Below are 20,642 nucleotides of genomic sequence, written 5' to 3'. Positions count from 1 at the left end.
GCTCTTGTTCCAAGATAATCCGCACCTATATGCCGGATCGACGACTTGAACGTCATCGAGCCGTGCAAGCTGCCTTGCCTCTTCTGGGGGAGGCCATCCGCATGGTGTCATCCACTGACGTGAGGAATGGGGATAATGGCAAAAGTAATTGGTATCGACCTCGGCACCACCAACAGCTGCGTCGCCGTGATGGACGGCGGCAAGCCCAAGGTTATCGAGAACTCTGAAGGTGCGCGCACGACGCCCTCGATCGTCGCTTTCACCAAGGATGGTGAGCGTCTGATCGGGCAGCCGGCGAAGCGCCAGGCCGTGACCAACGGCGACAACACGATTTTCGCGGTGAAGCGCCTGATCGGCCGCCGCTTCGATGACCCGGTGACCAAGAAGGACACCGAGCTGGTTCCGTACCACATCGTCAAGGGCAAGAACGGCGACGCCTGGGTTCAGGCCGGCGGCGAAGACTACAGCCCGTCGCAGATCTCTGCCTTCACGCTGCAGAAGATGAAGGAAACCGCCGAATCGTACCTCGGCGAAACCGTGACGCAGGCTGTCATCACCGTGCCCGCCTACTTCAACGACGCGCAGCGCCAGGCGACCAAGGACGCGGGCCAGATCGCCGGCCTTGAAGTGCTGCGCATCATCAACGAGCCGACTGCCGCGGCGCTGGCCTATGGCCTCGACAAGCAGGACGGCAAGACCATCGCCGTCTACGACCTTGGCGGCGGTACCTTCGACGTTTCGATCCTCGAAATCGGCGACGGCGTGTTCGAAGTGAAGTCGACCAACGGCGACACGTTCCTGGGCGGCGAAGACTTCGACACCAAGCTGGTCGAATGGCTGGCCGACAAGTTCAAGGCCAAGGAAGGCATGGACCTGCGCAGCGACAAGCTGGCCCTGCAGCGTCTGAAGGAAGCGGCCGAGAAGGCGAAGATCGAACTCTCGTCCACCGCGACGACCGAGGTCAACCTGCCCTTCATCACCGCACGCATGGAAGGCGGCGCCACCACCCCGCTGCACCTGGTTGAAACCGTCACCCGCGCCGATCTTGAAAAGATGGTTGCGGACCTGATCCAGCGCACGCTGGAACCCTGCCGCAAGGCGATCGCCGATGCCGGCCTTTCGGCCAAGGACATCGACGATGTCGTGCTGGTGGGCGGCATGACCCGCATGCCCAAGGTGCGCGAAGTCGTGAAGGACTTCTTCGGCAAGGAACCGCACACCGGCGTGAACCCTGACGAAGTGGTTGCCATGGGCGCCGCGATCCAGGCCGGCGTGCTTCAGGGCGACGTCAAGGACGTGCTGCTGCTGGACGTCACCCCGCTGTCGCTGGGTATCGAGACGCTGGGCGGCATCATGACCAAGATGATCGACCGCAACACGACGATCCCGACCAAGAAGAGCCAGGTCTACTCGACCGCCGAGGACAACCAGCAGGCGGTGACCATCCGCGTGTTCCAGGGCGAGCGCGAGATGGCGCAGGACAACAAGATGCTCGGCCAGTTCGACCTTGTCGGCATTCCGCCGGCGCGTCGCGGCGTGCCGCAGATCGAAGTGACCTTCGACATCGACGCCAACGGCATCGTCAACGTGTCCGCCAAGGACAAGGGCACTGGCAAGGAACAGCAGATCCGCATTCAGGCCTCTGGCGGCCTGTCGGACGGCGACATCGACCAGATGGTCAAGGATGCCGAAAAGTTCGCCGAAGAGGACAAGAAGCGTCGTGAGGCCGCAGAGGCCAAGAACAACGCCGACAGCCTCGTCCACGCGACCGAACAGCAGATCGCCGAGCATGGCGACAAGATCGACGCCGGCCTGAAGTCGGAAGTCGAAGCGGCCATCGCCGCGACCAAGGCAGCGATCGAAGGCGGCGATTCCGCCGACATCACGGCCAAGTCGCAGGCGCTGACCGAAGTCGCGATGAAGATGGGCCAGGCCATCTACGAGAAGGAGCAGGCCTCGGCCGCTTCGCCGGACGCTGCGCCGGCCGGTGGTGACGACGACGTTGTCGACGCCGAATTCTCGGAAGTCGACGAAAACAACAAGGGCTGACCAGTCCTCATGACAAGCGTGGCCGCCATCGTTACGGATCGTAATGGTGGCGGCCAGGTCGCACGCGGGGAATAACGAGACGTGTCAGCTACCGAAATCGATTATTACGAACTGCTCGAAGTATCGCGCGACGCCGACGACAAGACGATCAAGTCTTCCTATCGCCGGTTGGCCATGCGTTTCCATCCGGACAAGAATCCGGGCTGCGACGATTCCGAATCCCGCTTCAAGCAGATCAGCGAGGCTTATGACTGCCTCAAGGACCCGCAGAAGCGCGCGGCCTACGATCGCTATGGCCATGCGGCGTTCCAGCAGGGCATGGGCGGCGGCGGACCCGGCATGGGTGCCGAATTCGGCGACATAGGCGATATCTTCGAATCCATCTTCGGCAGCGCCTTTGGCGGTGGCGGCGGCGGACGCCAGCAGGCGCGTCGCGGTGCCGACTTGCGCTACGACATGGAAGTCAGCCTGGACGAAGCGTTCCACGGCAAGACGACCGAGATCACCATCGAAGTCTCGCAGAGCTGCGAACCCTGCCACGGCACCGGCGCCGAACCCGGCACGGGCAAACGCACCTGCAACATGTGCGCCGGCCACGGCAAGGTGCGCGCGCAGCAGGGCTTCTTCGTGGTGGAACGCACTTGCCCGACCTGCCACGGTCGGGGTGAGGTGATCGAAAAGCCATGCCGCGCCTGCGGCGGCGAAGGCCGCGTGGATCGCCCGCAGACGCTGGAAGTGGAAATTCCGCCGGGCGTCGATTCGGGCACTCGCATCCGCCTTGCCGGTAAGGGTGAGGCAGGGCCGTTCGGCGCGCCTCCGGGCGATCTCTACATCTTCCTCCATGTGAAGCGCCACAAGGTGTTCGAGCGTGACGGCACTTCGCTGCTGACGCGCGTGCCGATCACTTTCACCACGGCAGCACTGGGCGGATCGATCGAGATTCCGGGCATCGATGGCGAGCCCATCACGCTCGACATTCCGGCCGGCATCCAGTCGGGTAAGCAACTGCGCAAGCGCGGTGCCGGCATGCCGGTGCTGCAAGGTCGCGGTCGCGGCGATCTCGTCATCGAGATCACCGTGGAAACGCCGACGAAGCTTTCCGTCCGCCAGAAGGAATTGCTGCGCGAACTGCAGTCGACCGAGACGGGGGACGAGTGCCCCGGTTCGAAGGGCTTCTTCGACCGTATCAAGGAAGCGTGGAACGACCTGACCGAATAACTTCGGCAAGTCCTTCAGCGATGAATTCCATCACGCCGCTCTCGCCCACGCGAGGGCGGCGTGATTTTTTGGGCGCCTCGCCACCTCCCGCAATGACGAACCGTGCATCGTTTAGACGCGACGCAGCACTTCGACTCGGATATTCCCCACCAGCGCCGGGTCGGCATTGAGCCGCCCGTGTTCCTCGTCCAGCACGGCCAGGAACGCCTCGCGCCGGAAGCCGTCCAGTTCGCGTTCGTCCAGCGCATGTTCGCCTTCCAGTGTCGACGCCAGCAGTTCCACCATCCGCTCGGCACCGTGCAGGCGGCCCCAGAGGTAGTCGTTCTCGCGATAGGCACGGCTGAAGAAGGCACCGAAGTTGTAGAATTCGCTGCCACGCAGCATCGGCCCCTGGCGGATGGCGTGGCAATCCTCCGGCGAGATGCGATCGACGCGGATGGGATCGAATTCGTCCAATCCCTCTCCGCGCAGCAAGGGCAGCGTCACGGTGTCATAGAAAGGATAGCCCAGATAGGCGAGCAGCAGCCGCTTGCGCAGCCCGGCGGGCATCGTGGAGAGCATCTCCGCCAGAATTTCGTCCACGCGGGTGTCGATCGCCAGCAGGTTGCGCCGATCGGCCACGTGATCGAGCAGGGCGCCGGGATCCTCGAACACGCCTTCCGCCCGCTCCACGAATTCCTTGCCCAGGAAGGAGACTGCCTCCGCTTCGATGCACAGGGCCAGCGCGCCGTAGATCGCCTCTCTCGCGGCATCGCGCTGGCTTTCGTCCACATCGCCGTCCAGGCTCCATTCCTGCGTCACCCGGCGGGCGAGCAGGCGCAGGCGGCGGATGCGGAATGAAATGTCCTGCATCCGGAAGAACGCCGCCATGCCGGGCGACGTGCCCCCGCGCAGGGGTTGCATCCGGTCGATCCCGTTTTCCGAAAGATAGGTGTAGAGCCGCTCTGCAATCGGCGCGGTCGATCCCACGCCCAGTGCCGGTGCCGCCTCGAAAACCAGCCGCGCCAGCATGGTGACGACTCCGGTGAACTTCACCTGCACATAGCCGTGATAGGCAAAGCCGGCCTGCTCGAATGCGGCCTGCTGCGCCCGTGCCCGCCAGGCGGCAAGGCGTTTAGGCGTCGGCCGGTCGAGGAACAGGGTGTGGCCGAACAGGCTGCCGACCGTCTCCTCGATTTCGGGCCGCAGCGCGCGCACGATGGCGCGCAGCGTGGCCATTTCGCGCGATTCTTCTTCCAGCGCTTCCAGATTGTCGCGAATCGGCTGCTCGCGCGGGATCGAGGACAGCGATCCGAAGATCGTCGTGAAGAACCCCGGGGGCCGGGTGTCGCGGCGCAAGTCGGCGCCGACGCGATCGGGTGCGGGGTCGATGTAGACGAAACGGCGATCCACCTCCCGAGTGGCGGGCCGGCTGCGCAGGACGCGCATGGCATCGGCAAAGGGTGCGTTCACCAGTACCGAACCGTCGATCAGTGAAACCGAATCGAGATCGCCACGCGCCGCATGCTCGGGCATGATGCGGCGCAGGAATGCATCGCGCCCCGGCCAGTCGATGCCGTTTTCGGCGACCAGCCGGTCGATTTCCTCCAGTTGGAGAGGGGGGAACGCCCCGGGAAAGCTGGCCGTGGAGCGTGCGGCCATGACCAGTTCGGGCAGGGCCGCCAACTCCTGCGCACCGCTGGGCGCACGGAAGCCGAAGGTCAGTCGGTGTTCGCTTTCCAGCACCAGTTCGGGCGAGTGCAACCGCAGTGTTTCCAGATGGCCCTTGAAGTCCGTGGCGGTGACGAACAGGTCGATCGGATGGCGCGTTGGCAGCAGGGCGGGGCCGCTGGTGTCGCCCATGGCCGACATGGCTTTGTAGAGCAGGCGTGAAAAGCCGATGCCGCTGAACGGCGGCTCGAACCAGCGCGAACGGATCAGGCGCGACAGTTTGTCGCGCACTTCCTGCCGGGTTTCCGGCGCGACGCTGGCGCTAACGGCATTGCCCGGCCGGTTGAGGATGTAGGAAGCGATCGGCTGGGCCCAGAACTTGGTCCGCCCGGACCATGGCCGCGCCTCGGGATCGAGCAGTTCGTCCACGTCGGCAACGTCCAGCCAGAGGTCGGTCAGCGGTTCCAGCGACTGCCCGGAATGGATCGCCTGTGCGAGGAAGATCGAGTTGATGCCACCCGCGCTGGCCCCGGCCACGATGTCGCACAATACGCGCAATCGCAGGTTTCCTGCCGCTTCCAGCCTGCGCAGCAGCTTGAGGTAGACCGCGGTGGTGCCGGTGGGTTCGATGTCGTTCGCCCAGTACGCACGGCTGGCCTGCAGGGCCTTCCACAGCTCCTTGGTGACCCCATGCATGTAGACGGCAAGGCTAACCCCGCCATAGCAGACGAGCGCGATCCGCAGTTCCTTTTGGCGCATGGATTTAGCTTGAAGCGCATCGCGCCGAAAGGCAATTGCGTTCTCATTCCGTTCCAGATAATCGATGCGTCATGGCAAAGCCCAAACGTCGATATGTCTGTCAGGCCTGTGGAGGCGTCACCACCCGCTGGCAGGGCCAGTGCGCCGATTGCGGAGAGTGGAACACGCTGGCCGAAGAGGCGCCGCAGACGGTGTTCTCTTCGAAGCACGATCTATCGTCCGGCGGCCGGCCGATCCTGTTCACGCCGCTCGATGCCCCGGGCGAACTGCCCAAGCGCCGCGCCAGCGGCCTTGCCGAGTTCGACCGTGCGCTGGGCGGCGGCCTCGTTCCCGGTTCCGCGATCCTGCTGGGCGGCGATCCGGGCATCGGCAAATCCACCTTGCTGCTTCAGGCGGCCGCGCACATCGCCAATTCGGGCAGCACGGCAGTCTATGTAAGCGGCGAGGAGGCTGCCGGGCAGGTCCGCCTGCGGGCGGAGCGCCTTGGTCTGTCGAAAGCGCCGATCCAGCTCGCCTCGGCCACGTCGGTGCGCGACATCCTGACGACGCTGGGGATGATGGAGGCGCCGACGCTGCTGGTGATCGATTCGATCCAGACCATGCATTCGGACACGATCGAGGGTGCCCCGGGCACGGTCAGCCAGGTGCGCGGCTGCGCGTTCGAACTGATCCGCTATGCCAAGGAAAACGACGTCACCCTGATCCTCGTCGGCCACGTCACCAAGGACGGCAATATCGCCGGCCCCCGCGTGCTGGAACACATGGTGGACGTGGTGATGAGCTTCGAGGGAGAGCGCAGCCACCAGTATCGCATCCTGCGCAGCCTGAAGAACCGATTCGGCCCGGTGGACGAGATCGGCGTCTTCGCGATGGAGGGCGCCGGGTTGGCCGAAGTGGGCAACCCCTCGATGCTGTTCCTGTCCGGCCGCGAGGATGCGATGGCGGGCAGCGCGGTCTTCGCGGCGATGGAAGGTACCCGGCCGGTCCTGATCGAGATCCAGGCCCTGATCGTGCGATTGCAGAGCGGGGCCACCCCGCGCCGCGCGGTCGTGGGCTGGGATTCGGGCCGCATGGCGATGCTGCTGGCGGTGCTGGAGGCGCGCTGCGGGCTCAATTTCTCCAGCGCGGAAGTCTACCTGAACGTGGCGGGCGGCTATCGACTGGCCGATCCGGCAGCGGACCTTGCGGTGGCGGCGGCTCTGGTTTCGGCGCTGGGGGACCGGCCCTTGCAGAAGAACACGGTCTGGTTCGGGGAAGTTTCGCTGGCGGGCGAGATTCGTCCCGTCGCCCATTCATCGATCCGACAGCGCGAATCGGCCAAGCTGGGCTTCGGTCGCGCCTATGGCCCGGTAGCGACCGCCAAGCCCGAAAAGGGGCTGGAATTCACGGGCCTTTCCATGTTGCCCAACCTCGTTGACCGTATTCTGGCAGATGCCTAGAGCCTGCGGCAAAGCCGGAGGGGTTCTCGGTACTTCCTCTTCGGCCATGCAGGCTCTAGTTTTGCGGATACCATGACCGGTTTCGATATTGCAGTTCTCGTCATCGTCGGCGTCGGCGCCATAACGGGTTTCATGCGCGGTTTCGTGCAGGAAATTCTTGCCTTGGGCGCCTGGGTTTTCGCCGTCATCGCCATCCGCACGATGCATACGCCGCTGGTCCACTGGCTGGAACCGCACACCGGCACCGGGTCTGCCACGCCGGTGCTGGCTTTCGCCATCCTGCTGTTGGTGCCCTTTGCCGCAGTGAAGCTGGTGGCGAACTGGGCGGGGCGCGCCAGCAGGGCCTCCTTGCTGGGCCCGATCGACCGCGTGCTGGGCTTCGGCTTCGGCGCGGTGAAGGGTGTGTTGATCGCCGTGCTGGGCTTCTCGATCCTGGTGCTGGGCTACGACACGATCTGGGGCGCGGCCGGCCGGCCGGACTGGATCAAGCAGGCGCGCACCTATTCCTTCATCAATGCCAGCAGCGAAGCGCTGGTGAAGATGCTGGCCGAACGCCGGCGTGAGGCGCACGCGGCCGAGGCGGCGCAGGACAGCGGGGCTTGAGCGCGCCGGTGTCGACAGCGGTACTCTACACGCCCGAAGTGCTGGGGCTTGCCGTGAGGCTGGCGGCGCATGGCTGGGACGGTGATCTTCCGTTCAAGGCAGAGGCGCGCTCGCCCAGTTGCGGCAGCACGATCGCGCTTGGCCTTGCGCTGGATGGCGAGGGCAGGGTGGAGCGGGTCGGCGTGCGCAGCCAGGCCTGCGCCATCGGCCAGGCCGCGGCCGCGATCTTTGCCGATGCCGCGCAAGGGCGCACGCAGGCAGACCTCGCTGCCGCCGCGCAGGACATTGCCCGCTGGCTTGGCGGAGAGGCGCCGCTGCCCGAATGGCCCGGTCTTTCGCAGATCGCTGCGGCGCGGGATTATCCGGCGCGCCACGGTGCCGTCATGCTGCCGTGGAAGGCTGCTCTCTCGGCGCTTTCCGGGAGGGCTGCTAACGGCTAGATTGCGCGGGCGGCCCGGGGGGAAGCGGGCCTTGGGGGGATGGAATGGCAAAAGCCGTGCAGCATTCGCAGGCTCGGGAACCGAGTGCGTCCGACATCAGGCTGGTGATCGCCGCCTCGTCGATGGGCACCGTGTTCGAATGGTACGACTTCTTCATCTACGGCACGCTATCCGCCGTCATCGGCAAGACGTTTTTCCCGGCGGGTAACGTCACGCTGGAAACGCTGCTGGTCTGGGTGGGCTTCGCGGTGGGATTCGGGTTCCGGCCGCTGGGCGCGGCTCTGTTCGGGTTTCTGGGTGACCGGTTGGGGCGCAAGTATACGTTCCTTGTCACCGTGACGCTCATGGGCATCGCCACCGCCGGTGTCGGCCTGACGCCTTCCGCAGCCAGCATTGGCATGGCAGCGCCGGCCATCGTGCTGTTGCTGCGCGTGTTGCAGGGCCTTGCGCTCGGCGGCGAGTATGGCGGCGCGGCGATCTATGTTTCGGAGCATTCGCCACCGCATCGGCGTGGTTTCCACACCGGTTTCATCCAGGCCAGCGTCGTCGGCGGTTTCGTGCTCAGTCTGATCGTGGTGCTGTCCTGCAAGGCGGTGATGAGCGCCGCGACCTGGGAAGCATGGGGCTGGCGCCTGCCGTTCGTGCTTTCGATCGTGCTGCTGGGCGTTTCGCTGTGGATGCGCCTGCAGCTTTCCGAAAGCCCCGTCTTCAAGGCGATGCGCGAAGAAGGGGAGGTATCCGGCAATCCGTTCAAGGAAAGTTTCACTTATCCGGGCAATCGCAAGCGCATTTTCATCGCGCTGTTCGGCATCGCCGCCGGGCTGACGGTGATCTGGTACACCGCCATGTTTTCGGCATTAAGCTTCCTGAGAAGCGCCATGCGGATGGAGGATACCAGCGCGGAACTGATCGTGGGCATTTCCGCCGCGCTGGGCATGGTGTTCTTCGTGATCTTCGGCAGCCTGTCCGACCGGGTCGGCCGCAAGCAGCCGATCGTCATGGGCTATGTGCTGACGCTGCTGCTGCTGTTCCCGTCGTTCTGGGCGATCGGTGCCTACGCAAACCCCGGCCTTGCCAATGCGGCGGAGCAGGCCCCGGTCTTCGTCTCCGGGCCCAATTGCAGCTACAACCCCTTCAGATCCGAACAGTCCACGCCCTGCGCCAGACTGCTCGGCGATCTTGCCGGCACGGGCGTATCGTACCAGCTGACGGCAGCGCCGGAACTGAAGATTCTGGTCGGCGAAAGGCCGCTTCCTCTCGAACAGTATCCGTGGGCAGACAAGGCAGCGCGTGGCAAGATGCTGCAGCACTGGCTGGCCCAATCCGGATACGATTTCGCCAAGGTTCGGCCCGGCATCGGCGAAGCGCTGATCATCGGCAGTGTGTTGCTGGTGCTGATGGCGCTTTCCGGCGCGACCTATGGCCCGGTGGCCGCACTGCTGTCGGAAATGTTTCCGCCACGGATCCGCTACAGTTCCATGTCGATCCCCTATCATATCGGCACGGGGTACTTTGGCGGTTTCCTTCCGCTGATTTCCAGCTACATGGTCGCCAGCAGCGGCAACCCCTATCAGGGCCTCTGGTACACCTGGGGGGTGGTCGCTCTCGCCCTCGTGGTCTCGCTCTGGGGCCTGCGGGGCGGCCCCCCGCGCGATTACGGTGACCATGCTAAAAGTTCCTGGGTTTCCTGACCTTCCCACGCCTGCCCTTCGTCTCGACATCGATCGCGATGCGCTGATCGCCAACTGGCGTGCGCTGAACGATCTGTCGGGCGCGGCACGGGCTGGAGCGGCGGTGAAGGCCAACGCCTATGGGCTTGGTGCGCGGCAGGTCGTGCCGCTGCTGCATGAGGCGGGCTGCCGGGATTTCTTTGTCGCCCATTGGCGTGAGGCGGCCGAGTTGGCCGATCTTGCCGATCCTGCCAGCATCGCCGTGCTGCATGGTCCCCTGAACGACGGCGACGTGGCATTTGCGCACGCATCGGGCGTGGTGCCGGTGCTCAATTCGCTGGCGCAGGCCAAGCGCTGGGCGGAGGCAGGCGGCGGGCGCTGCCACCTGATGGTTGATACCGGCATGAACCGTCTGGGCGTATCGCTGACCGAACTGGGCAACGAGGCGGTGCAGGCGCTCGATATCGACGTGCTGCTTTCGCACCTCGTCTCCGCCGAAGAGGAAACCGATCTCAATGCCCGCCAGTGCGCCCGCTGGAACGAGGCGCGCGGCGCGGTGCGGCATCTCCGCGCCAGCCTGGCCAACAGCGGCGGCATTGCACTCGGCCCCGATTATCACGGCGATCTGACGCGCCCCGGCATCGCGCTTTACGGCGGTGTCCCGCGCAGCGAGATGGCGCCATTGCTGCGGCAGGTCGTCCGCCCGCAGGCAGCCGTGCTGCAAGTGCACGAAGTCCCGGCGGGCGAAACCGTGGGGTATAACGCCACCTTCGTCGCACCCCATGCCATGCGGGTGGGCACGATCGCGATCGGCTATGCCGACGGTTATCTGCGCTGCTGGTCGGGCAAGGGTGTCTTCCATGCCGATGGCCTGCATCTGCCCGTGTTGGGCCGCGTCAGCATGGACATGACGGTCATCGACCTTTCCGCCGCGCCGAATATCAGGGAGGGTGATTGGGTGACCGCGGAATACGCGCTGCCCGACGCCGCTGCGGTGTCGGGCCTGTCCCAGTACGAACTGTTGACCATGCTTGGCCGCCGTTTCGGACGCTGATTCGGATTTTGCTGCGCAGCAAATTGTGTTGCGTTGCGACAATGCTAAGTGGTATCGTGTAGCCCTAAATCAATTGGGGGTTGGCCCAGGATAATCGGGGATTGGTCATGCCAGAAGCGGGTTCGCACGAAGACGATACCGTAATAATCAAAAAATACGCTAACCGGCGCCTCTATAACACTCGGTCTTCAAGCTATATCACGCTTGACCATCTTGCGAAAATGACTCGCGAAGGCGTGAACTACAAAGTTCTCGACGCCAAGACCGGGACCGACATCACCCACACGATCCTGACGCAGATCATCATGGAAGAAGAATCGAACGGCGAGCAGATGCTGCCCGTCAACTTCCTGCGCGAACTGATCAGCATGTACGGCAATTCCATGCAGTCGCTGGTGCCGCACTACCTCGAAGCGTCGATGGACAATTTTCGCGCCAATCAGACCAAGCTGCACAAGGCTTTCGAAGATAGCCTGGGCAACAATCCGCTGGCCAAGCTGGCCGAACAGAACATGGCGATGTTCAAGGCCGCCGCTGCCGCTTTCATGCCCGGCGCCGAAAAGCCGGAACCCAAGGCTGCGCCCACCGAAGACAAGGGTGACCTTGCCGCGCTGCGCGACCAGATGGCCGAAATCCAGAAGAGGCTTGACGCGCTGGGCAAATAAGGGTCTGCGCAAGGGCCCGATGCGCCGGTGATTTCCGGTGCGACGGGCCCGAATGCGGCGGATGGTCCGCCCGCATCGATGCAAGCAGGAAGAGCCCCAGTGTCCGCCATTCGCCACGCCCTCTCCGTCAAGCGCGAGGACGATTTCGCCCAGTGGTACCAGGAAGTGATTTCCGAAGCTGAAATGGCTGAGGAATCCGGTGTTCGCGGGTGCATGGTCATCAAGCCATGGGGTTACGGCATCTGGGAACGCATCCAGCGCCTGATGGATGACCGCATCAAGGAAGCGGGCGTCACCAACTGTTACTTCCCGCTGTTCATCCCGCTTTCGTTCTTTTCCAAAGAAGCTGAGCACGTCGAAGGCTTTGCCAAGGAAATGGCGGTCGTCACCCATCACCGCCTGATCGGTGACGGCAAAGGTGGCCTCGTGCCCGATCCCGAAGCCAAGCTGGAAGAGCCGCTAATCGTCCGCCCGACTTCGGAAACGGTGATCGGTGCCGCCATGGCGCGCTGGGTCCAGTCGTGGCGCGATCTGCCGCTGATGGTGAACCAGTGGGCCAACGTCGTGCGCTGGGAAATGCGCACCCGCATGTTCCTGCGCACCAGCGAATTCCTCTGGCAGGAGGGGCACACCGCCCACGCCAATCGCGAAGACGCGGTGGAAGAGACGCTGCGCGCGCTCGAAATGTATCGCGACTTTGCCGAGACCGAGCTGGCGATGCCGGTGATCGCGGGTGAAAAGCCGGAGAACGAACGCTTCCCCGGCGCGGTGTCGACCTACTCGATCGAAGCCATGATGCAGGATGGCAAGGCGCTGCAGGCCGGCACCTCGCACTATCTGGGCACCGGCTTCGCCAAGGCTTCGGGCATCCAGTACCAGGACAAGGAAGGCACCCAGCAGTACGCGCACACCACCAGCTGGGGCACGTCCACCCGCATGGTGGGCGGCATGATCATGGTCCATGGCGACGATGATGGTCTGCGCGTGCCGCCGATGGTGGCGCCGCACCAGATCGTGATCCTGCCGATGTTGCGCGACAACGATGAAGACGCCGCGCTGCTCGCCTATTGCGAGGAACTGCGCAAGGCGCTGGTCAAGCAGTCGGCCCTCGGCGAATCCGTGCGCGTCCTGCTGGACAAGCGCCCGGGCAAGGCCACGCAGAAGCGCTGGGCCTGGGTGAAGAAGGGCGTGCCGCTCATCCTCGAAATCGGCGGCCGCGATGCTGCGGGCGGGCAGGTTTCGATGCTGCGCCGCGACAAGCTGTGGAACGATGCGGCCAAGGCCAACTTCGTCGGCATGGCGAAGGACGATTTCATCGCCCGCGCCGCGGCAGAGATCGAGGACTTCCAGGCATCGCTCTATGCGGAAGCCAAGAACCGTCGCGACGCCAACGTCACCCGCCTTGGCAGCTTTGACGAGCTTGCGGCGTTCTTTTCGGAAGACAAGCGCTATCCGGGTTGGGTCGAAGTCGAATGGGCGCGCCCCACCGGCGCGGAACTGGAAGCCGTGGTGCAGAAGCTGAAGACGCTGAAGCTGACCATGCGCAACACGCCGCTGGGTGAGGAGCCGGTTAGCGGCACTTGCGTGTTCACCGGGCGCCCCTCGGTGGAGCGCATCTACGTGGCGCGTTCCTACTGATGCGATTCAATCCATGAACTGAAAGGAAGAGGGCGTGCTGGGATCGATCAAGTACAACCTGTCGAACCTGCTGAACTTCAAGGGCCGCGATGCGCGGCAGACCTTCTGGTTCTACGTCCTCTTCCTGTTCATCATCCAGTATGCCGCCGGCATGCTGATCTCCATGCCGATGATGGGCGGCATGATGCGCGGGGCCTTCAGCGCGGCGCAGCAGGGTGCATCGGAAACGGAGCTTCAGGCCCGCATGATGGCACAGATGGCCGGCTATATGCGCACTTCGATGACGTTGAGCGCGGTGGTGTCGGTCATTGCCGGTCTTCTGCTGCTTGCGGCCTTCATGCGCAGGCTGCACGATTCGAACCGGCCGGGCTGGATCGCACTGATTGCCCTGGCTCTGTCCTTTGCCTCCAAGGCGCTCATCTGGTCTAAGATGGACGAAATCATCGGCGCGATGAGCCGGATGTCGGAAGCCGATCCGGCCGGAATTCTTGGGTTTCAGTCCAAGTTCGTCGGCGCCAGCCTGATGGGATGGGCGGCGCTTCTGATCGTGATCGTCTTCGGCGTGTGGCCTTCGACGCCCAGCGCCAATCGCTATGGAGCAGCGCCAGTTCGGTTCTGATCGCAGGCTCGGGTCTTGCCAAGCGGGGCGCAAGGCCCGAAAAGCGCGTCATGAACAATAAGATCCTGGTCGCGCTTTCGCTTTCATCCAGCATTTTCAGTCCGATCGCCGCGATGGCGGCTGACGCTCCGGCATCGACGGCGGACGTTTCGGAAGCCCGGATGCATGCGGATGTGGAGAAGCTGGTCTCTTTCGGCACCCGCCATACGCTGTCGTCGGACACCGACCCCAAGCGCGGCATTGGCGCGGCGCGCCGCTGGGCGGCGGATGAGTTCCGCAAGACCTCCAAGGCCTGCGGCGGCTGCCTGGAAGTGGTGATGCCCGAAAGCATGGTCAGCGGCACGCGCATCCCGTCGCCGGTGAAGATGGTCGATGTCGTCGCCATCCAGCGCGGTACCGAACGCCCTAACGAGGTGGTGATCGTCGAGGCCCATATCGACAGCCGCGTGACCGATGTGATGGATATCAAGAGCGACGCGCCCGGCGCCAACGACGATGGTTCGGGCACCGCCCTGGTGCTGGAAGCCGCGCGAGTGCTGTCCAAGCGCAAGTTTGCCGGTACCATCGTCTATGCCGCGCTTTCGGGCGAGGAGCAGGGGCTCTACGGCGGCAAGCTGCTGGCAGACTATGCGAAGAAGCAGGGCTGGACGGTCAAGGCCGTGCTGAACAACGACATCGTCGGCGGTACGCGCGGTGCTGACGGGCTGGTGGACGATACCCACGTACGTCTGTTCTCCGAAGGCCCGCGTGCCGATGCCACTGACAAGACCCGCGCCGACGCGCGTCGGTTCGGGGGCGAGAACGACAGCCCTTCGCGCAACATCTCGCGCTTCATCGCGGGCCTTTCCGGCGGCGTGCAGTACAAGATGGAAGTCCGGCAGGTGTGGCGCACCGATCGCATGGGCAGGGGTGGCGATCAGCTTCCCTTCCTGGAACAGGGCAATCCTGCTGTGCGCTTCTCGGTCGCGATCGAGGATTACGATCATCAGCATCAGGATCTGCGCGTTGAAAACGGCAAGAAGTACGGCGACACCATTGATGAGATGGATTTCCCCTACCTTGCCCGCGTCACGCGTCTGAACATCGCCGCGCTGGCTGCGCTGGCCAAGGCGCCGATGCCGCCGATCCCCACTGCCGACGCCGCCGTGAAGACCTGGACCGACGTCACCTGGAAGCCTGTAGAGGGTGCGGTCGCCTATTCGGTCTGGCGCCGCAGGACGGACGCGAGCGAGTGGGAAGCGCAGCCGGTCGTGGCAAAAACCGCTGCGACGAGCGTTAAACTCGACGGGTTGCGTGGCGACGACTGGATTCTGGGCGTGAATTCGATAGCTGCTGACGGCAGCGAAAGCCCGGTCGCCGCTGCCGTACCGGGCGGCGGCTATACTCCTCTTGGCTCTCCGGAATAGGCATCAATCCGGATCAAGATGGTTATCCTGCGCCTATTGTCATTCTCTAGTGAATGAGTAGAAAATCCGATTTTGAGAGGGTAGCGACTTGTGGTGCGTTCCGGAGAGCCGCGGCTTTCCTTGCGCATCATGGTCGGCACAATGCCCGACACGTGCCTTGCAGGGCATTGGAAAGAGTTAACGGCCTATGACCCACCCTTTTGACATGATGCACGCGGTTGCAGGCCTGCTGGTCGGCGTGCTCGTGGGTCTGACCGGCGTTGGCGGCGGCTCGTTGATGACCCCGCTGCTGGTGTTGATGTTCGGCGTCAATCCGCAGACGGCGGTGGGTACGGACCTGCTGTTCGCCGCGATTACCAAGATCGGCGGTTCCGTCGTTCACGGAAAGCGCGAAACGGTGGACTGGACCATCGTGCGTCGCCTGGCGACCGGCAGCATCCCAACCGCGATCGTGACGCTGCTGGTGCTGGCCTATGTCGGCAAGATCGGCAAATCGACCGAGAACGTGATCCTGTTTTCGCTGGCGCTGCTGCTGTTCGTCACCGCCGTGGCCGTGGCATCGCGCAAGTGGCTGATGCGTTTCATCTCGCAAAACAAGCCGCCCGTTCCCGCCGGGAAGGTTGCCACCGGAACCATCATTCTGGGTGCGGTGATCGGTCTTGCCGTGTCGATTTCCTCGGTCGGCGCGGGGGCCATCGGCGTTACCGTATTGCTGGTGCTCTATCCCCGCCTGCAGGTTTCGCGGCTGGTCGGATCCGACATCGCCCATGCCGTGCCGCTGGCGCTGATCGCGGGCGCGGGCCACTGGATCATCGGCGACGTCAATCTGGTGCTGCTGGGCAATCTGCTGATCGGTTCCATCCCCGGCGTGATCGTGGGCAGCTATCTTTCGTCCCACGCGCCGGACAAGGTGCTGCAGCCGCTGCTGGCTTGTGTGCTGGCCGTTTCTTCCTGGCAGCTGATGATCAAGTCCCAGATGGCGGAGAAGGTGAATTCGCCGATCGAGGCGGTGGCGAAAGAGGCCGTGCACTGAGGCGAAGCGTAACGCTGGCCGAGCTACCGATGCGGGCGCGGCCAAACTGGTACGGCCAAACCTGATATTGTAATTGCCTTCGTTTGCCGCCAAGTGCGATGCTATGCCTCGCCCCATGAACAAGACGCCCAAGACGTCGAAACCGCGCCATGAGCCCGGTCTGCCCACGCGCCAGCAGGTGCTCGATTTCATCCAGAACGCCACCGAACCCGCCGGCAAGCGAGAGATCGCGCGTGCTTTCGGGTTGAAGGGGCAGGAGAAGATCCAGCTCAAGGCGTTGTTGAAGGACATGGCCGAGGAAGGCCTGATCGACGGCAAGCGCACGGCTTTCCACCGCATGGGCGGCCTTCCCAAGGTGACCGTGCTGCGCATCGTCGAGGTGGAGGAGGGGGAACCCATCGCCATTCCGGATACGTGGACGCCGGACGATGCCACGCCGCCGCCACGGATTCGCCTGATCGAGAAGGGCCGTTCCGCGCTGAAGAAGGGTGATCGCGTGCTGGCGCGCACCGAAGAGACTCCCACCGGATGGCGTGCCTATCCGATGAAAAAGCTGATGCTTCGCTCGGAGCAGATGCTGGGCGTGGTCGAGATCGATGGCGGCGGCAAGGCCTGGCTGGCCCCGGTCGACAAGCGAATCCGCAACTCCTCGCCCATCTCGGACCTTGGCGGTGCGGAGAAGGGCGAACTGGTGCTGGCCGAACCGATCGGTCGTTCCGCGCGGCCTTCGGTCAAGGTTACCGAAGTGCTGGGCGAGCCGCTGGCGCCCAAGGCCTTCAGCCTGATCGCGATCCACAAGCACGGCATTCCCAACCATTTCGACGGAGATACCATCTCCGAGGCGGAGCGCGCTGCGAAGATGCCACTCAGCATCGAAAAGCGTGAAGATCTGCGGCATCTGCCCATCGTCGCCATCGATCCGTCCGACGCACGCGACCATGACGACGCGATCTGGGCGGCCCCGAACGATCAGGGTGGTTTCGACGCGCTCGTCGCCATTGCCGACGTCTCTTTCTACGTTCGCCCCGGCGGGCATATCGATCGCGAGGCGCGGCGGCGCGGCAACTCGGTCTATTTCCCGGACCGCGTAGTGCCGATGCTGCCCGAAGTCTTGAGCGCCGACGTCTGCTCGCTGCGTTCAGGCGAGGACCGCGCGGCGATGGCCTGCCACCTGAAGATCGACGGGCAGGGCAAAGTCACCGAATGGCGCTTCACGCGCGCGATCGTTCGCATCGATGAAGTGATCGCCTACGAAGAGGCGCAGGCCCGCATCGATGAGGGCCGGGCCGCCGATCATCTCCAGCAGCTTTGGGCGTGCTGGAAACTGCTGGCCAAGGCGCGTGAGGCGCGCGATCCGCTGGAACTGGAACTGCCCGAACGCCGCGTGAAGCTGGACGATCAGGGCCGCATCGCCGAAATCGCCATCCGCGAACGGCTCGACGCGCACCGCGTGGTCGAAGACTTCATGATCTCCGCCAACGTCGCCGCCGCCAAGGCGCTGGAGGCCAAGGTCGCGCCGGTCGTCTATCGCGTCCACGAGACGCCGAGCCGGGAGAAGCTGACTTCGCTGAAGGATTATCTCGCCACTTTCGGCCGCAAGCTGGCGATGGGTCAGGTGATCACGCCGGGCCTGTTCAACCGCATGTTGAAGGACATCGCGGACGAGAGCGAGAAGGCGCTGATCATGGAAGCGGTGCTGCGCAGCCAGACGCAGGCCTATTACGGTCCGCGCAACGAAGGCCATTTCGGCCTGGCGCTGGGCTCCTATGCGCACTTCACCTCGCCGATCCGCCGCTATGCCGACCTTCTGGTCCACCGCGCGCTGGTCGATGCCTATGGGTTGGAACAGCCGAAGCCGGAAGGCGATATTCCCGCGCTGTCCGGCTTGTCCGAGCGTGATCGCGACGATCTCGGCCGCGTCAGCGAGGCGATCAGCAATTTTGAACGCCGCGCGATGGAGGCAGAGCGCGAGACGATCGATCGCTATGTCGCCGCATGGCTCTCGGCCCGTGTGGGGGACGTATTCGATACGCGCATTACCGGCGTGCAGAAGTTCGGCTTCTTCGCAACGATCATCGGCCTTGGCGGTGACGGCCTCGTCCCGGTCTCAACCCTGGGCGATGAGCGCTTCGCCTATGACGAGAAGGCGCAGGTCCTTGAGGGCGAGAGCACTGGAACCAGCTATGCCGTCGGCCAGATTCTGCGTCTGCGGCTGGCCGAGGCGAATCCGCTGACCGGCGCGCTGAAGTTCGAGCTGGAAGAAGGTGGCGGTCGCATCGAGCAGCGCGGGAAACCGCAGCCGCTCAAGAAGAAGGGCAAGCATTTCGTCGGCCAGCGTGGCCGTCCGAACAACATCCGCCATCAGGGCCGCAAGAAGAAGTGAGGCAATCGGCTCCGATCCGGAGCCGATACATCCGGGGGTTAGCCCAAGGGTGCTAACTCAGGCGCTCGATCGCTTCGGCATCGAGCGTTCCGGGTATCACGAAGACGGGGCAGGGCATGTGGCCAAGGCCCGCCCCGGTGAAGTGCGCCACCAGCGGCCCCGGCCCGCCTTCCTTCGCTGCGCCAAGGACCAGCGCGGACACTTCCGGATGCTCCTTCAGATATTCGCGCACGATCTTGATATCCTCGCCCATGCGGACGGAGATCACCGGCATTTTTGCGCCTTGCGACAGCAGGTTGCCGGCTGCCGCCGTCACCAGCGTTTCGGCGCGGGCACGCGCTTCTTCCTCGATCGTGGCCTGTACGCCGCCAAAGGCATTGAAGGGCTGCGGGGGTACCAATGCCAGCAGGTGAAGCACGCCGTCGGTCTTCGCGGCGCGGCGGGCGGCGAACTGAAGGGCGACCAGCGCCTCCTCGGTCTCGTCTACAATAACCAGATAGACGCGCATGGTTTTTTCGCCCCGATCCTGCCTCGATCCCCTTGGAGGGTGCTTATCGGGCCATTCAGGTCTCCGTGCAAGAGATCACGAATGGCGAAAGGATTGCGAAGGCGCTTGTATGCTGCGCGCAACTTGTCCAAGGAAAGGCCAACCCCGCACACCTCCCCAGGATAACAAGGGACTCACAAGCTTCCATGCCCATCGAGATCAAGATGCCCGCCCTGTCCCCCACGATGGAAGAGGGGAAACTGGCGAAATGGCTGGTTAAGGAAGGCGATACCGTCAACTCCGGCGACATCATGGCCGAAATCGAAACCGACAAGGCCACGATGGAATTCGAAGCCGTCGACGAAGGCGTCGTCGGCAAGATTCTGGTGCCCGAAGGTACCGAAGGCGTGAAGGTCGGCACGGTGATCGCCGTGATCGCCGGTGAAGGCGAAGACGCCAGCGCCGTTGCAGCCGCGCCCAAGGCGGCTGCGCCTGCCTCGGCCCCGGCTGCTGCGCCTGCCGCCGCTCCCGCTGCTGCCTCGGCTCCCGCCGCTTCGGCACCTGCGGCCGCTCCGGCGTCGAAGGACGGCCGCGTGGTGGCCTCGCCGCTGGCCAAGCGCGTTGCCACTGCCAAGGGCGTTGACCTTGCCGCCGTCACCGGCACCGGCCCCAAGGGCCGCATCGTCAAGGCCGACGTCGAAGCCGCTCAGCCCGGCACCGCCGCGCCGAAGGCTGCCGCTCCGGCTCCTGCCGCAGCGCCCGTTGCCGCCGCTGGCGAAGCCAAGCCCGCTTCGGTGGAAATGGCACCGGAAACCCGCGCTCTGCTGGACGATCGCATTCCGCACACCGTCGAAAAGCTGTCGGGCATGCGCAAGACCATTGCGCGTCGCCTCACCCAGTCGATGCAGGAAGCGCCACACATCTACCTCACGGTGGACGTGCGCCTCGACAAGCTGATGGCCCTGCGTGCCGAGATTAACTCCATGCTCGAAAAGCAGGGCGTGAAGGTTTCGGTCAACGACATGCTGATCAAGGCCCTGGGCCGCGCGCTGATCGATGTGCCGGAATGCAACGTGACCTTCGCCGGTAACGAGCTGATCAAATATGCGCGCGCCGACGTTTCAGTTGCCGTATCGATCCCCGGCGGCCTGATCACCCCGATCGTCCAGAACGCCAACGGCAAGTCGTTCTCCGAAATCGCGAAGGCGACCAAGGACCTTGGCAAGCGCGCCAAGGAAGGCAAGCTGCAGCCGGGCGAGTATCAGGGCGGCACCGCCTCGATCTCGAACATGGGCATGATGGGCATCAAGCAGTTCACGGCCGTGATCAACCCCCCGCAGGCGACGATCATCGCCGTCGGCGCGGGCGAGAAGCGCCCGTGGGTCATGCCCGACGATTCGCTGGGCGTCGCCACCGTCATGAGCGCGACCGGCAGCTTCGACCACCGCGCGGTGGACGGTGCCGACGGTGCCCGCCTGATGGCCGCCTTCCGCGAATACATCGAAACGCCGCTGGGCATGGTTGCCTGA

At 64.3% G+C, this 20,642-nt stretch carries 16 protein-coding genes; 14 read left to right on the top strand and 2 right to left on the bottom strand.

From position 1 onward, the window contains the following. Positions 1–135: 135 nt before the first annotated feature. Both dnaK and dnaJ read left to right on the top strand, forming a co-directional pair. Positions 136–2,049 carry a molecular chaperone DnaK gene (dnaK, locus tag WBP06_RS07210; protein WP_395333275.1) on the top strand — a complete coding sequence of 638 codons (1,914 nt, stop codon included), beginning with the start codon at positions 136–138 and terminating at the stop codon, positions 2,047–2,049. A gap of 81 nt (positions 2,050–2,130) precedes the next feature. Continuing rightward, positions 2,131–3,267, top strand: a complete 1,137-nt coding sequence (gene dnaJ / locus WBP06_RS07205) for a molecular chaperone DnaJ (protein WP_395333273.1) — start codon at positions 2,131–2,133, stop codon at positions 3,265–3,267. A gap of 111 nt (positions 3,268–3,378) precedes the next feature. Here dnaJ and WBP06_RS07200 read toward each other — a convergent pair whose 3' ends face one another. Continuing rightward, entirely contained in the window at positions 3,379–5,676 is a 2,298-nt protein-coding gene (locus tag WBP06_RS07200; RefSeq protein ID WP_395333271.1) for a patatin-like protein, read from the bottom strand. Positions 5,677–5,747: 71 nt separating this feature from the next. Between WBP06_RS07200 and radA the strand changes: the two genes are divergently transcribed. From radA to rnr, 11 genes are all read left to right on the top strand, one after another. Next, on the top strand, positions 5,748–7,115 hold the full coding sequence (gene radA, locus WBP06_RS07195) for a DNA repair protein RadA (RefSeq protein ID WP_395333269.1): 1,368 nt from the start codon (positions 5,748–5,750) through the stop codon (positions 7,113–7,115). 72 nt (positions 7,116–7,187) lie between these two features. Then, entirely contained in the window at positions 7,188–7,718 is a 531-nt protein-coding gene (locus WBP06_RS07190) for a CvpA family protein (RefSeq protein WP_395333267.1), read from the top strand. Continuing rightward, positions 7,715–8,158, top strand: coding sequence for an iron-sulfur cluster assembly scaffold protein (locus WBP06_RS07185; RefSeq protein WP_395333265.1), 444 nt, complete (start codon positions 7,715–7,717; stop codon positions 8,156–8,158). The genes WBP06_RS07190 and WBP06_RS07185 overlap by 4 nt, the downstream gene beginning before the upstream one ends. Before the next feature lie 44 nt (positions 8,159–8,202). Further along, entirely contained in the window at positions 8,203–9,849 is a 1,647-nt protein-coding gene (locus WBP06_RS07180) for an MFS transporter (RefSeq protein WP_395333263.1), read from the top strand. Further along, on the top strand, positions 9,824–10,882 hold the full coding sequence (alr, locus tag WBP06_RS07175) for an alanine racemase (protein ID WP_395333261.1): 1,059 nt from the start codon (positions 9,824–9,826) through the stop codon (positions 10,880–10,882). The genes WBP06_RS07180 and alr overlap by 26 nt, the downstream gene beginning before the upstream one ends. A gap of 107 nt (positions 10,883–10,989) precedes the next feature. After that, on the top strand, positions 10,990–11,547 hold the full coding sequence (phaR, locus tag WBP06_RS07170) for a polyhydroxyalkanoate synthesis repressor PhaR (RefSeq protein WP_395333259.1): 558 nt from the start codon (positions 10,990–10,992) through the stop codon (positions 11,545–11,547). Between the two features lie 99 nt (positions 11,548–11,646). Next, positions 11,647–13,185: a proline--tRNA ligase gene (gene proS, locus WBP06_RS07165; RefSeq protein WP_395333257.1), complete on the top strand. Its 1,539-nt coding sequence runs from the start codon at positions 11,647–11,649 to the stop codon at positions 13,183–13,185. A 34-nt stretch (positions 13,186–13,219) separates the two neighbouring features. Beyond that, complete coding sequence (locus WBP06_RS07160; protein WP_395333255.1) at positions 13,220–13,804, top strand: DUF805 domain-containing protein; 585 nt, start codon at positions 13,220–13,222, stop codon at positions 13,802–13,804. A gap of 50 nt (positions 13,805–13,854) precedes the next feature. After that, a complete protein-coding gene (locus tag WBP06_RS07155) occupies positions 13,855–15,210 on the top strand; it encodes a M20/M25/M40 family metallo-hydrolase (RefSeq protein WP_395333253.1) in 1,356 nt (451 codons plus the stop codon). Between the two features lie 187 nt (positions 15,211–15,397). Then, positions 15,398–16,243 carry a sulfite exporter TauE/SafE family protein gene (locus WBP06_RS07150; protein WP_395333251.1) on the top strand — a complete coding sequence of 282 codons (846 nt, stop codon included), beginning with the start codon at positions 15,398–15,400 and terminating at the stop codon, positions 16,241–16,243. Positions 16,244–16,358: 115 nt separating this feature from the next. Further along, positions 16,359–18,626: a ribonuclease R gene (gene rnr / locus WBP06_RS07145; RefSeq protein WP_395333249.1), complete on the top strand. Its 2,268-nt coding sequence runs from the start codon at positions 16,359–16,361 to the stop codon at positions 18,624–18,626. Between the two features lie 52 nt (positions 18,627–18,678). On the opposite strand, the gene WBP06_RS07140 is transcribed toward rnr, so the two are convergent. Further along, complete coding sequence (locus WBP06_RS07140) at positions 18,679–19,134, bottom strand: universal stress protein (RefSeq protein ID WP_395333247.1); 456 nt, start codon at positions 19,132–19,134, stop codon at positions 18,679–18,681. 185 nt (positions 19,135–19,319) lie between these two features. Here WBP06_RS07140 and WBP06_RS07135 point away from each other — a divergent pair, with 185 nt between their 5' ends. Beyond that, on the top strand, positions 19,320–20,642 hold the full coding sequence (locus WBP06_RS07135; RefSeq protein ID WP_395333245.1) for a pyruvate dehydrogenase complex dihydrolipoamide acetyltransferase: 1,323 nt from the start codon (positions 19,320–19,322) through the stop codon (positions 20,640–20,642).

The sequence above is a fragment of the Novosphingobium mississippiense genome, assembly GCF_044029535.1.
Classification (GTDB): domain Bacteria; phylum Pseudomonadota; class Alphaproteobacteria; order Sphingomonadales; family Sphingomonadaceae; genus Novosphingobium.
Note: the sequence above shows the minus strand (reverse complement) of the source record. Positions and strands in the feature narration are given on the sequence as shown.

Excerpts from the sequence above, each read along its gene's own strand:
- WBP06_RS07140 (WP_395333247.1), bottom strand. The coding sequence starts at position 19,134 with ATGCGCGTCTATCTGGTTATTGTAGACGAGACCGAGGAGGCGCTGGTC.
- rnr (WP_395333249.1), top strand. The coding sequence starts at position 16,359 with ATGAACAAGACGCCCAAGACGTCGAAACCGCGCCATGAGCCCGGTCTG.
- WBP06_RS07135 (WP_395333245.1), top strand. The coding sequence starts at position 19,320 with ATGCCCATCGAGATCAAGATGCCCGCCCTGTCCCCCACGATGGAAGAG.
- phaR (WP_395333259.1), top strand. The coding sequence starts at position 10,990 with ATGCCAGAAGCGGGTTCGCACGAAGACGATACCGTAATAATCAAAAAA.
- alr (WP_395333261.1), top strand. The coding sequence starts at position 9,824 with ATGCTAAAAGTTCCTGGGTTTCCTGACCTTCCCACGCCTGCCCTTCGT.
- WBP06_RS07180 (WP_395333263.1), top strand. The coding sequence starts at position 8,203 with ATGGCAAAAGCCGTGCAGCATTCGCAGGCTCGGGAACCGAGTGCGTCC.
- WBP06_RS07200 (WP_395333271.1), bottom strand. The coding sequence starts at position 5,676 with ATGCGCCAAAAGGAACTGCGGATCGCGCTCGTCTGCTATGGCGGGGTT.
- WBP06_RS07150 (WP_395333251.1), top strand. The coding sequence starts at position 15,398 with ATGACCCACCCTTTTGACATGATGCACGCGGTTGCAGGCCTGCTGGTC.
- WBP06_RS07190 (WP_395333267.1), top strand. The coding sequence starts at position 7,188 with ATGACCGGTTTCGATATTGCAGTTCTCGTCATCGTCGGCGTCGGCGCC.
- dnaK (WP_395333275.1), top strand. The coding sequence starts at position 136 with ATGGCAAAAGTAATTGGTATCGACCTCGGCACCACCAACAGCTGCGTC.
- WBP06_RS07155 (WP_395333253.1), top strand. The coding sequence starts at position 13,855 with ATGAACAATAAGATCCTGGTCGCGCTTTCGCTTTCATCCAGCATTTTC.
- radA (WP_395333269.1), top strand. The coding sequence starts at position 5,748 with ATGGCAAAGCCCAAACGTCGATATGTCTGTCAGGCCTGTGGAGGCGTC.